11 protein-coding genes are annotated in these 13,296 nt (G+C 38.7%); 4 read left to right on the top strand and 7 right to left on the bottom strand.

Annotation, left to right across the window (positions count from 1 at the left end; translation table 11 throughout):
* Nucleotides 1-2 precede the first annotated feature (2 nt).
* The 4 genes from mnmA to NL42_RS05430 all read left to right on the top strand — a co-directional run bounded on the left by mnmA (nt 3) and on the right by NL42_RS05430 (nt 4,046).
* Nucleotides 3-1,136 carry a tRNA 2-thiouridine(34) synthase MnmA gene (gene mnmA, locus NL42_RS05445; protein WP_252612399.1) on the top strand — a complete coding sequence of 378 codons (1,134 nt, stop codon included), beginning with the start codon at nt 3-5 and terminating at the stop codon, nt 1,134-1,136.
* Nucleotides 1,137-1,149: 13 nt separating this feature from the next.
* The gene (gene hflD, locus NL42_RS05440) at nt 1,150-1,881 is read left to right on the top strand and encodes a high frequency lysogenization protein HflD (protein ID WP_004643577.1); all 732 of its coding nucleotides are present in this window, start codon (nt 1,150-1,152) and stop codon (nt 1,879-1,881) included.
* Between the two features lie 55 nt (nt 1,882-1,936).
* Nucleotides 1,937-3,325: an adenylosuccinate lyase gene (gene purB, locus NL42_RS05435; RefSeq protein WP_252612398.1), complete on the top strand. Its 1,389-nt coding sequence runs from the start codon at nt 1,937-1,939 to the stop codon at nt 3,323-3,325.
* Nucleotides 3,326-3,407: 82 nt separating this feature from the next.
* A complete protein-coding gene (locus NL42_RS05430; RefSeq protein WP_461312030.1) occupies nt 3,408-4,046 on the top strand; it encodes a DUF2238 domain-containing protein in 639 nt (212 codons plus the stop codon).
* A 38-nt stretch (nt 4,047-4,084) separates the two neighbouring features.
* Here the strand turns inward: NL42_RS05430 and blp2 are convergent, their stop codons facing one another.
* The 7 genes from blp2 to NL42_RS05395 form a co-directional block, all read right to left on the bottom strand.
* Complete coding sequence (blp2, locus tag NL42_RS05425; protein WP_461312029.1) at nt 4,085-6,283, bottom strand: Ig-like repeat protein Blp2; 2,199 nt, start codon at nt 6,281-6,283, stop codon at nt 4,085-4,087.
* A gap of 245 nt (nt 6,284-6,528) precedes the next feature.
* Nucleotides 6,529-7,146 carry a cytochrome b/b6 domain-containing protein gene (locus NL42_RS05420; protein WP_461312028.1) on the bottom strand — a complete coding sequence of 206 codons (618 nt, stop codon included), beginning with the start codon at nt 7,144-7,146 and terminating at the stop codon, nt 6,529-6,531.
* Nucleotides 7,147-7,283: 137 nt separating this feature from the next.
* Entirely contained in the window at nt 7,284-8,246 is a 963-nt protein-coding gene (gene sohB, locus NL42_RS05415; RefSeq protein WP_461312027.1) for a protease SohB, read from the bottom strand.
* Nucleotides 8,247-8,393: 147 nt separating this feature from the next.
* Entirely contained in the window at nt 8,394-9,296 is a 903-nt protein-coding gene (pstB, locus tag NL42_RS05410; RefSeq protein WP_016137446.1) for a phosphate ABC transporter ATP-binding protein PstB, read from the bottom strand.
* Nucleotides 9,297-9,309: 13 nt separating this feature from the next.
* Nucleotides 9,310-10,707 (bottom strand): phosphate ABC transporter permease PstA, encoded by a 1,398-nt coding sequence (pstA, locus tag NL42_RS05405; protein ID WP_016137445.1) that lies wholly within the window; start codon nt 10,705-10,707, stop codon nt 9,310-9,312.
* Entirely contained in the window at nt 10,704-12,083 is a 1,380-nt protein-coding gene (gene pstC / locus NL42_RS05400) for a phosphate ABC transporter permease subunit PstC (protein WP_016137444.1), read from the bottom strand. The genes pstA and pstC overlap by 4 nt, the downstream gene beginning before the upstream one ends.
* Nucleotides 12,084-12,183: 100 nt before the next feature.
* On the bottom strand, nt 12,184-13,215 hold the full coding sequence (locus tag NL42_RS05395; RefSeq protein WP_016137443.1) for a substrate-binding domain-containing protein: 1,032 nt from the start codon (nt 13,213-13,215) through the stop codon (nt 12,184-12,186).
* Nucleotides 13,216-13,296: the final 81 nt, after the last annotated feature.

The following is a 13,296-nucleotide window of genomic DNA, read 5'->3' as shown; positions in this document are numbered from 1 at the left end:
CTATGCAACAACGTGTCATCGTCGGTATGTCTGGTGGTGTAGACTCTTCTGTTTCTGCAGCACTTTTACTTCAACAGGGATATCAAGTTGAAGGTCTTTTCATGAAGAACTGGGAGGAAGACGACGGCACGGAATACTGTACGGCAATGGAAGACTTAGCTGATGCTCAAGCAGTAGCGGATAAAATCGGTATTAAACTCCATACAGCAAACTTTGCTATGGAATATTGGGACCGCGTGTTTGAACTCTTCTTAGCTGAATATGCAGCTGGGCGTACCCCAAACCCAGATATTTTATGTAATAAAGAAATTAAGTTCCGTGCATTTTTAGATCATGCCATAACTTTAGGTGCAGACTTTATCGCGACTGGTCATTATGCACGTCGTGGTGAAACTGCATACAACTCGAAAGGCGAAGCATATGCACCATTATTACGTGGTGTAGACAATAACAAAGACCAAACTTATTTCTTACATGCTGTTCATGGTAAAGAAATTAACAAAACCCTATTTCCAGTAGGTGAGATCGAAAAGCCAGAAGTCCGCAGAATTGCTGAAGAACTTGATCTTGCTACAGCCAAGAAAAAAGACTCTACAGGAATCTGTTTTATTGGCGAACGTCGATTTAATGACTTCCTTAAACAATATTTGCCCGCTCAACCTGGAAAAATTGTACTTGATACAGGTAAAGAAGTTGGTGAACATCACGGTCTGATGTACTATACGCTCGGTCAACGTGGCGGAATTGGTCTAGGTGGTTTGAAAGGTGCAGCTGAAGGTGCATGGTTCGTACTACATAAAGATATTGCCAATAACCGCCTCGTTATTGGTCAGGGACATGAACACCCTCTCATGCAAAGCACACAGCTTTGGAGTGAGTCAATTGACTGGGTGGCTGGTGAACAGAATATTCCTGTTGAAGGTTTACGCTGTACAGCTAAAACACGCTATCGCCAACCTGATCAAGCATGTACAGTTTTTATTGATGAAAATAGTGAACACGGTGTACGAGTTGAGTTTGATGAACCTCAGCGCGCTGTTACACCGGGTCAAAGCGTTGTATTTTATTCAGATGAAGTTTGCTTAGGCGGGGGTGTCATTCACCATACAAATGCCCCTACACCAAATTTTATTTAAGGGAATGAATGACATGGTGGAGTTACCATTTCAACAATCACAAGCCTTGAATGTTCGCCAAAACCGTGCCCTTGCCTTGGCTGGGGTATTTCAGGCTACCCAGCTCACGCACATGACAGCTTTAACAGGTCAGCAGAGTATTGGTGAAAGTGGTAACTTCTATTTTGAGCTGTTAATCAAAGCGAGTTTAAATATTCGCCCTACAGTCAACAATGGTGTTCAAACATTAGATTTTTTTAATCAGTTGGCAGATATTTCTTTGGGGCTTAAAACCCTCGAAAATTGTATTACTCAACCTTTTACAAATATGCCCAAATCTCGCCTTCCAAAAATGGGCACTGCCAAGCTTCCAATGTCATATGCGATGTCCCTTTTGCAATTAGAAAAGAAGGTCTATAGCAATCCTGAATACGTCGCAATCATTGAAAAAGCTCAGCAAAAGATTTTAAAACAGCTTTCTTTTTTTGATAATAACTACTTACACCCAAGCATTTTAGCCAATTTGGCCCAAACTTATGTTGATACTGCTGGGCAGATTAACCCTCGCATTCTCGTTCGTGGTAATGCAGAAGCATTTAAAGATACCAACCATACTAACCGCATCCGTGCTTGCCTGTTTACTGGCTTACAAATGGCCCATTTATGGCGACAACTCGGTGGTAGTTCGTGGAACATGATTTTTAGCAAACGTAAATTGCTACAGGATATTCAGGCACTTGCTCGTTTACAGTACCAAGTCATCTAAGGCTGTAAAGAGATTATTTTTTGTTTTATGTTTATTCCAACATTAAGGAATCGTTATGAACGCTTTAACCGCACTATCACCATTAGATGGACGTTATGCCAGCAAATGTGATGCGCTACGCCCTTTTCTTTCTGAGTTTGGTTTAATTCATGCTCGTGTCACTGTAGAAGTGCGTTGGTTACAAGCGCTTTCTAACCGTCCAGAAATTGTTGAAGTTGCTCCTTTTTCAAATGAAACAAATGCAGCTTTAGATGCAATTGTTAGCAACTTTTCTGAAGAAGATGCTAACCGCATTAAAGAAATTGAGCGTACAACTAACCATGATGTAAAAGCTGTTGAATATTTCTTAAAAGAGAAAATCGCAGGTATCGCTGAATTACAAAATGCAGGTGAATTCATTCACTTTGCATGTACTTCAGAAGACATCAACAACTTGTCTCATGCACTTATGCTTAAAAACGGCCGCGAAGTTTTAGTATCAAGCATGAAGCAAATTTTAAATGCGATTTCTGCTTTGGCAACGACTCACGCTGAACAACCAATGTTGTCTCGTACACACGGTCAAACTGCAAGCCCAACAACTTTGGGTAAAGAAATGGCGAACGTTGCATACCGTTTAGCTCGCCAAATTAAACAATTTGAAAATGTTGAGCTACTAGGCAAAATCAATGGTGCTGTAGGTAACTACAATGCTCACCTTTCTGCTTACCCAGATGTTGACTGGGCTGCACATGCTCAAGCATTTGTTGAATCTTTAGGTTTAGCATTCAACCCGTACACGACACAAATCGAACCACATGACTACATGGCAGAGTTGTTTGATGCGTTACGTCGCTTTAACACAATTTTAATCGACTTTAACCGTGACGTATGGGGTTACATTTCTTTAGGTTACTTCAAACAAAGATTGAAAGATGGTGAAGTTGGTTCTTCAACTATGCCTCACAAAGTTAACCCAATTGACTTTGAAAACTCTGAAGGTAACTTAGGTATTGCGAATGCCGTATTAGCGCACTTAGGCGAAAAATTACCAATTTCTCGCTGGCAGCGTGACTTAACTGACTCTACTGTACTTCGTAATATGGGTGTTGGTTTTGCGCAAAGTTTAATTGCTTTTGATGCATGTTTAAAAGGTGTTGGTAAACTTGAGCTCAATGCAAACCGCTTACTTGAAGATCTTGATCAAGCTCAAGAAGTTTTAGCAGAGCCAATTCAAACTGTTATGCGTCGTTATAACGTTGAAAAGCCATATGAAAAGTTAAAAGCATTAACTCGTGGTCAAGCAATGACTCGCGACATGATGGTTAACTTCGTAAATGGTGATGAACTTTCTCAAGTACCAAGCGAAGAGCGTGCACGTTTAGCTGAACTTACTCCTGCAACTTATACAGGTAATGCAGCTGAACAAGCTAAACAAATTAACGATTTAATTAGCAAAATCTAATTAAAAATTTCATAAAAAGCGGAGCTTCGGCTTCGCTTTTTTATTACACTGATATAAAGCACAATAAAGTTATATTTCTAAAATGATCGAAAAACAATTCAAACTTAAACACTATATTGCTCTTGGCATTATTTTTATTGCTATCATATTGTCTGGCATACAGCCCCTTGAATTTGAAGCTTATTTACTTCATCAGGTGGGTACAGTTTTTATGTTATTTCTCTTATTTATTATTTTTAAAAAGATTGGTCTCGATTTTTTAAGTTTTACTTTCTATTTAGGTTTTTTGCTCATCCATATTATCGGTGCACACTACCTGTATTCATATGTTCCGTACAATGACTGGATTCAACACATATTACATTTTAATCTAGATCAATACATGGGATGGTCCCGCAACATGTATGATCGTTTAGTTCATCTTGCCTATGGTGTTTTACTCTACCCTCTTATTTATCGAGTTTTTCAAGTTTGGTTACCTACAGCACGGCCTTTCACTCTGTTTTTACTTGTGGTCCAGTTCGTCATGGCATCTAGTGTTTTTTATGAACTCATTGAATGGGCGATTGCCATTGGTTTATCACCAGAGCAAGCTGAGAATTATAATGGCCAACAAGGCGATATGTGGGATGCCCATAAAGATATGCTATTAGCAACAATTGGTGCAATTCTCTATGGACTTGCGGCTCTTATAAAAGCACCTAAAATAAATCATTCATAAATAAAAAAAGCGCTCAATGAGCGCTTTTTTTAAGGTTTTTAAACTACCGGATAAGTTTGATCTAAAAGGTTTGGTAAAACTGAAGAAGTCGTATTTGGTAAAAGTTGATCTAGGTGAGTGGTGACATCACTAGCTGTATTATTTACGTCAATCTGCTCATTCACCACTGGTTTAGACTCTGTTGCAGATAAAATTTTTGCGATTGGGTCAGAAGCATCAGGTGAAGAGCTTTTTAATAAATCATCTAACGGCACAGATTTTTGCTGCTGACTATTCGATTCATGGGTTGTGTTTTGCACTAACTTTAATGTATTTAACCCGACACTATCCGCTACAGAAGGAACAACTTCATTTATATCACTACTGACAATTTCACTCGTACTCGCCACTTTTGGTGCGACCACATAAAAGGTAAATGGTGAACTCACTTCACTGGTAAGTCCTGCTGCATCTGTTTGAATTAAAGTAATGGTATGTTTTCCAACAGCTAAATCTTTATCAAGTGTAAATGACCATAGATTATTGGCACCTACCTGACCAACTTTAATGATCGAAATTGCGACTCCATTATCATAAATAGTCAAAGTTGCATGAGCTTCAACTTTGACAGTAATTTTTGGAGTTGCATCATCAGTTTCTGAGTTAGCAGCAATTTGTTTTACACTCGTACCATTATCATTATCCACTCTATTAAAAATAGGTTTCTCGGGAGCTATAGTATCTTTATCACTACCAACAATTTCCAGCGCAGTAGATTTATTTCCTGAACTGTCTATTGCTATTACAGAACCTTTCGAGCTATCGGTTAAAGCAGGAGAAATAGCGATTATAAATTTTCCATTCGCATCTGCTGTGCCAGTACCAATAACCTTATCTGCTGAATTTTTGATTTCTATTTTTGCATTGGCTTCAGCTGTACCAGTAACAGAAGTTCCTTCTGCATTCACTTGAGCTGTAGGTTTATCTGGCGCTACAGTGTCATAACCAGAAGTAACGTCTAAAGGCTTAGATTTATTACCCGCTGCATCTTCAACAATGATTGTCGCCTTTTGTGACTCTTTTAAGGCAGAAGAAAGCGTAATTTGAAATTCACCCTGCGCATTTGCTGTACCAGTTCCAATGACCTTACCATCAGCATCTTTTATCTGAACTTTTGCATTAGCCTCTGTCTTTCCTTCAACCACTGTTCCTTCTTTATTTACTTCAACTAAAGGAGCCGCTGGCGGAATAGTATCTTTTCCAGCAAAGATCGGAGTTGCTTCAGATTTATTTCCGGCAGCATCCTGAGCAATGACTTTACCACCCGCTTCACTAGTCAAAGGTGGAGTTAGTTTTAAAGAAAAAATTCCATCTGAATTTGCTTTTACAGTTCCTAATAATTTTCCGCTAGCATCATAGACATTTACAGTAGCATTCGCTTCAGTTTTACCATCTAAGATCGAACCATCTTCATTTAATTGAGCCTGAGGAGCATCTGGCGCAATTGTGTCTTTAGTACCAGTAACAACAGCTGCTTTAGAATTATTACCAGCAGCATCTTGTGCAATAACAGCTACTTTCTCACCATTTACCAAAGGCTTATCAAGTTTAATTGTAAAATTACCATTGCTATCGACAGTACCAGAAGCAAGAATCTGCCCCTTCGCATCCTGAATGTAAATCTTTGCATTAGCCTCGGCCTTACCAGTGACTGTAACAGTGTCATCAGCCAGAGTAGCTGTTGGCTGATTAGGTGCAAGTAAATCTGGCGCCGATGATGAATCATCTTTGTCATCTTTATCAAAAGCCCAAAGGTATAAACCTTCAGCAGCTAAAACTGCTAAGCCAGCTTTTAACACATTGCCCATCGAAAAGGTTGGAGAATCATCAACTGCCATTGATGAAGCTGGTTGACTAGTGCTTGTATAGGCTAAATCTGTGACATGGTTTAGACCTGTATAATCTATAACCTTACCTTGTGCATCGAATTGTGCTTCAACAAATTTTCCATGTTCAGTCGGAAAAACAAGTGAATGGTCTGTTGTATTTGTTGCTTCATTAAAGAAATTTTCTAAAACAAGAGTTTCTCCATTTTTTAAATGGATGATAAGACTTCCACCTTGCTTTTCCATTGATGCAATATCTTTTTGACTTACACCAATTTGAATAATAGTAGGTTGGTTTAAAACCACTTTATTGAGCTGACCATCTTGCAGAACGTCCAAACCCTCTTTGGATGCCACAATTATTCTTGTCATTATTTCCTATCCTGAATTTCAGTTATATTTTTAAATGTCTAACTTTTTAAATGATTCATCTAAAAGCTATTTTATTGCTGTTTAAAATATCAAAACCATGTGTTTATCACAATTCAAAAAGCATGTTTATCAATAATTATTTTTGACTTTTAATTAAAATATCTATTTCTCATAAAACTCATATAAACCTTAAATATCACCCTGTTCTAGTATTTACTAAATTTCTCATATATTAAGGCCATCATTTACATTTGTAAGTAAAAAAAGCTAAAAGCACCTATCAGAATCAAAAGACATAAAGTGGCAAATTTAGTTATTTTCGCATCTGATAGGGTGATTTTTAGCATGCTCCAGCCCTGAAAACGTTTTGCGAAAATGCTATTTAGAATAAGAGTTGAAACATGCAACAAAACCAACGCTAAAAACAAGTTTGCAAAAAATTCATGTAAGTCTTTCAAAGAAAAATTAACATGCTCAGTCGCATATCCTAGTCCCACCACAATTGGAATTACGAGAAAAATAAGTACAATTGAAAATTGAAAAAGTGCAATGCTGATTGAATGAATTGAATTTTTAGAAAAAATCGTCTTAAATTTTGCATGGCTTAAAGATTTTTTGATCGCACTTATTGCCACACTACTTCGCTTTTTAATGCCAAACGGTGTTGTACTTGAAATATGTGGACTCAAAAAGTGCCAGATCACTCGCACGGTAATGCTAATAAGAAGTATGTACCCAAACATCATGTGGACTTGGTGCAGATCTTCATTGTCTCCGGTAAAGTAAGCACCAATAAAGCCAAGTATAATAATGATATGTAAAATGCGTATCAGAATATCAATGTGTGACCATGTTTTTGACATCACAAAAGCTCAAAAGTGAAAAGTTAACTATAACTTTTACAATTGAAACTTAAACAAATATTAATCAAATTTCTTTCATCACTCACATAAAAAAAGAGCACCTATGTAGGCACTCTCTATTTCAAAATTTAGCTTAATTAAAATCTAGTATCGCGTATTTGAACTAAGGTTGAATTGGCTTTGGCCAAGCTATCTACAACTTTATTCATTACAGCGGGAATCAAGCTATCTGCCATTTGTGCCGCTTGCAAACCTAACTTTTCACCCAAGGTTGCTTTCTTACGTGTGTTAATTACATAGACATCATGTTGTGGTAATAAAGCTAATAGATATTCATCAGATGTTTGTAATTTATCAACAAGGTTCAGATTAAGCGCATCTTCACCATACCAATGTTCACCTGTAGCAACTTTATCAACATTAAGTTGTGGTCGATACTTTTCAACAAAGTGTTTAAATAACACATGAGTTTGTTGAAGCTCTTCTTCGAACTTCGCTTTACCTTCAGGGGTGTTTTCACCAAACATGGTCACAGTACGCTTATACTGCCCTGCTGTGTAAAGCTCAAAATCCACATTGTGTTGTTTTAAAAGACGATTAAAATTTGGAACCTGAGCAACCACACCAATTGAACCCACAATAGCAAATGGCGCTGTAATAATTTCATTCGCGATACATGCCATCATGTAGCCGCCACTTGCTGCCACTTTGTCTACACAAATCGTCAGATGGAAACCTGCATCGCGTAAGCGTACCAATTGAGCTGCTGCTAGACCATAGCCATGTACCATGCCACCAGGGCTTTCAAGGCGAACCACAACACGGTCACGACCTGCTTTAGCAGTTGCTAAAATGAGGGTAATTTCTTCTCGTATGTTCTCAACTGCTGAAGCTTGAATATCACCCTTAAAATCTAAAACAAAGATTTTCTGGTTATTTTTACGGCGAATTCTAGCTTCTTTAGCAAGTTGTTGAGCCAATTGTAAAAGTTCTAAACGGCTTGCAGTTGTTTGTGCAATTTTTTTTCTCTGTTCATTTACACGTGCATTTAAATGACTAACACGTATTTCTGCAGGGAGTTTAGGCAAATGGAATAACATAAAATTCTAAGCTCATAAGTTATCTTTTATAGCCTTAAGATGTGGTCCTTTTGACCAAAATTCAATAGCGTTTTTGCAAAATAGATTCATTTTCATTTATAAAATAAAAAAAAGAGCACATGGCTCTTTTTTTGTATGGATGATTAGTTAACCGAATCGTCCAGTAATATAGGCTTCCGTCAACTGATGGTCTGGTTGAGTAAAGACTTTTTCAGTTGAGTTAACTTCAATCAAATCACCTAAATGGAAATAAGCAGTACGATCAGACACACGTGCCGCCTGTTGCATTGAGTGAGTCACAATGACAATTGTATATTGATTCGACAATTCAGAAATCAATTCTTCAATTTTTGCTGTTGCGATTGGGTCAAGCGCAGAACATGGCTCATCCATTAAAATCACTTCAGGACTTACTGCAATGGTACGGGCAATACATAAACGTTGTTGCTGACCACCCGATAAACCAGTACCCGGTTGATTTAAACGATCTTTCACTTCGTCCCATAGACCCGCTTTACGCAAGCTATTTTCAACAATTTCTTCAAGATCATATTTATTACGCGCTAGACCATGAAGTTTCGGGCCATACGCCACATTATCAAAAATAGTTTTAGGGAACGGGTTTGGCTTTTGGAATACCATACCAACCTGAGCACGCAATAATACGACATCAAGGTTCGGATCATAAATATTGTGGTTATCGAGTGTAATCTTACCTGTTACACGACAACCATCAATGGTGTCATTCATGCGGTTTATCGTACGAAGAAAGGTCGATTTACCACAACCAGAAGGTCCAATAAAGGCAATAACTTCGTTTTGATAAATATCGAGGTCAATACCCTTAATCGCTTCAAAATCACCATAATAAACATGGGCATCTTGTGCACTAATTTTGATTTCGGTTGAGTTCTGCTTTTTTGAAGTGTGTGGTTCAAAATGCGAAACATACGAAGTGCCATGATTCTGCGATTTATCTGTAAATTGAGATTGTTCAGTGTTCACTAACTTATCCTTTTCTAAGGAATTCGTAATATCAATAGTATTCATAATTTATCCTCTATTACCAACGCACTTCGAACTTTTTACGTAACCAAATTGCAAGACTGTTTAAACCAATCAATAGTGCAAGTAGTACGATAATCGCAGCGGCAGTACGGCCTTCGAAGAAGTTACGCAACTCATTACCTTGCCATAAGTAAACTTGGACAGGTAAAGCCGTTGATTGATCAAATGGAGTTGTTGGAATACTTGCAACGAATGCACTCATTCCAATTAAAAGTAAAGGTGCAGTTTCACCAAGCGCATGGGCAACACCAATAATCGACCCTGTCATAATGCCTGGTAAAGCTAATGGTAAAACGTGGTGGAAAATAGTCTGAAACTTAGAAGCTCCCAAACCAAGTGCAGCTTGTCGAATAGAAGGTGGCACTGCTTTTAATGAAGCACGTGTCGTAATAATGACGGTTGGTAATGTCATTAAACTTAAAACTAAGCCACCGACAAACGGAGCAGATAAAGGTAAATGCATCCAGCCAATAAAAATTGCTGCACCGAGTAAACCAAACACAATTGAAGGAACAGCAGCAAGGTTATTGATATTGACTTCAATAATGTCTGTAAGAATATTTTTTGGAGCAAATTCTTCAAGATAGATTGCGCTGGCAACCCCAATCGGAATTGCAATAATGATCACAATCAGCATCATAAACAATGAACCCATGAATGCACCTGCAAGACCACTAATTGCTGGTGAACTACGAGAGTCCGGATTCTTAAACAAGTTCAAATTGAACGTATTTTCAAGAACACCTTTTGCCTTTAAATCATCTGCAAGTTTACGAACTTCAGGTTCAAGTTGCTGCTGATCATCTGGCAATGAACGGTCAATATTACCTTTTAACCAGACATCGACATTGGCATCACCCAAGAAATTAATATTTTCTTTTTTACCAATGAGTGATGGGTCTGCAAAAACCATGTCACGTAAACGATAAGCCTCAGAACTTGCATAAAGACTACTTAAATGATCACGTTGACTAGCAAGTGCTGGGTCCTTAGCAATCATTCCATTTACGATAATACCGTCCCAATCCACCATACCCATTTTGGTTTGCCAGTCGATATAACGCTCTTGATAATGCGCAGGTGTTTCCCCCTGCCCACGAACAGGTAAAGGACCTGCATCAATCACCTTCGGATCGAAGTAAATTGGAACATTCATGCTTGTTTGCCAAAAAGCAGGTAAACCTTTTGCCAAAATACTGCTAAACAATAGCGCAACGAATGCAAGTCCAATTACGACTGCCGAGAAACCAGCATAACGAAAAGCTCTTTCTTTGCGGTGACGCTTAGCCAAAGATTTTTGGATGACCTGTTTACGTCGTTCACGTGATTCAGCAGCAGCTTTTGGATCAAATACGTTCTGATCCATAGGAGACGATGTATTTGATGTACTCATTCGTATTGCTCACGGTATTTACGCACAATGTACAGTGCAACAATGTTTAAACATAAGGTAATCACAAAGAGTGTCAGACCTAACGCGAATGCAACCAAAGCTTGTGGGCTGGCAAAGTCAGTATCACCAGTTAACTGTTTTACGATCGTAACGGTCACTGTCGAAACAGCTTCAAATGGATTTGCATGTAAAAGTGGGCTGTTGCCTGCTGCCAAAACCACAATCATGGTTTCCCCTACGGCACGAGAAACAGCTAACAAAAAGGCGCCCGTAATACCCGGTAACGCAGCAGGTAAAACAACTTGACGAATTGTTTCTGACTTCGTTGCTCCAAGTCCTAAAGAACCGTCACGTAGTGCACGAGGGACTTGGGTAATAATGTCGTCTGATAAAGAAGAAACAAACGGAATAATCATAATCCCCATCACGAAACCAGCAGTTAAAGCACTGGTCGCGTTAATTTCAAGGCCAACGTAAGCACCAGCTGTCTTGAAAAATGGACCAATAATCATCATGGCAAAAACACCATAAACAATTGTTGGAATACCAGCTAAAACTTCAATCGCCGGTTTTGCCCATGAGCGTAAAGACGAAGACGCATATTCAGCTAAATAAATAGCAATCATTAATCCAATTGGTACGGCAACGAGTAAAGCAATGCCGCTGACCATGAGTGTGCCCCAAAGCAATGGCAATAAACCATAACTGCCTTCAACATTACCCGAAGTACTAAAGCCTGGGTTCCACTCTGTTCCAAAGAAGAAATCAAGCGGGCTTACAAAACGGAAGAAGTGCATTGCTTCGCCAAACATCGACATCACAATACCGATGGTTGTTAAAATCGCAACGCCAGAACATAAAATCAAAGCAACATTAATGGCACGTTCAACTTGGTTACGCGCACGATATTGTTGATTAATCTTTTTCTTTGCCCACACTAAACCCAGTAAAGCTGCACAAACTACAACAGCAAATTTGGCAAAAGAGCCAATGGTTTGAAATTTTGCGAACTGTTGTGCAGCTGCTAATTCATAGGCTGCCGGTTTATCACTTACCCCAAAACCAGAAGCAATCGCTTGAACACGATCAACTAATACACTTCTGCCAGCTTCATCAAGTGAAGCACTTATAGACGCGGGAATATTATTAAAAATAATATGGTTTAAAATACTTGGTTCAACCAAGCTCCAAATGATCAAAATTAAAAAAGCAGGGATACCGCACCAAAGACCAACCAGTGCACCATAATAACCAGGACGAGAATGTAACATCGCCGAGTTGCTTCCCTTACCTGCTAGGCTACGGCTCTTTCTTAGCCCAAGTTGATATGCGATTGCCACAAGGGCTAACAACACACCGATAAGTAGCAGATTCATGTACTCTCCACTGTTTTCTCAATTGTCATAATTTGGAAAAAACAAGTTAGACAAAAAGGCTGATGAACTCTCAAGATCACCAGCCCCTATTCAAACTAACTTATTTAACAGTTTTACCTGCTTTAAAGTCAGCCAATACTTTTGCACGTTCAGCATCAGACATTGCGATTAAGCCATCACGTTCAGCTTTAGAACCTTTACCTGTTGCTTTTTTGCTTACGAAATATTCTACATATTGCGGTAAGCCTTTAACTGATTTTAAATGTTCGCCTTTCACGTAGAAGAACAATGGACGAGATACAGGATATGTACCGTTCAATACTGTTTTCTCAGATGGAAGAACGTTGTTTACTGTAGCTACACGCAACTTGTCACGGTTCATATCATAGAAACTTAAACCAAACACGCCTACTGCACTTGGAGAAGTCTTTAAGCGAGCCAATGTTTCTGTGTAGTCACCAGCAATTTCAATTACACGACCGTCTTTACGGAAAGTCGAACATGCTTTCTTCTGAGCATCTTTATCTAGGCTCTTGAAGTATTCATATGATTCACAACCAGCATCAACCATTTTCTCTTGGAAAACTTCACGAGTACCGTGGTTAGATGCAGGAATTACAAGAGTAATTGGTTCGTTTGGAAGTGATTTATCAATCTGGTTCCAGTTTGTATATGGGTTTGGAACCAACTTACCTTTTGAAGGTAACTGTGCAGCTAACGCAGCAAACACATGGTAAGGTTTTAATTTATAAGCTGCTTTATGTGAGTTAGACGCAAATACGATACCGTCGTAACCAATTTTGATTTCTTGAATTTGTTTTACACCAGCTTTGTTACAAGCTTCAATTTCAGTGCTTTTAATTTTACGAGAAGCGTTAGCAACGTCGATTGTGTTATCGCCAACGCCTTGACAGAATTGTTTCAAACCAGCAGAAGAACCGCCAGAACCAACTACAGGAGTTTTAAATTGAGGGAATGTATTACCAAACTCTTCAGCTACAACGCTGGCAAATGGTAGTACAGTTGAAGAACCAGCAATTTGAATCGTATCACGAGCTGCATTTGCAGTCGTTGCTACAGCTGCCCCAGTTACTGCTAACGCAATTGCGATTTGACGTGTATTTAAGCGCATTCTGTTCTCTCTCATTAATGCAATAGGTTGTACGTCACTTTTTGTTGAGTGCTTGTACGCTCTTCGATAGCTGCATTGTGA

It is taken from the genome of Acinetobacter sp. GN11 (assembly GCF_054823985.1).
The sequence above is the reverse complement of the archived record's forward strand: the minus strand, read 5'-3'. Positions and strand labels throughout refer to the sequence as shown.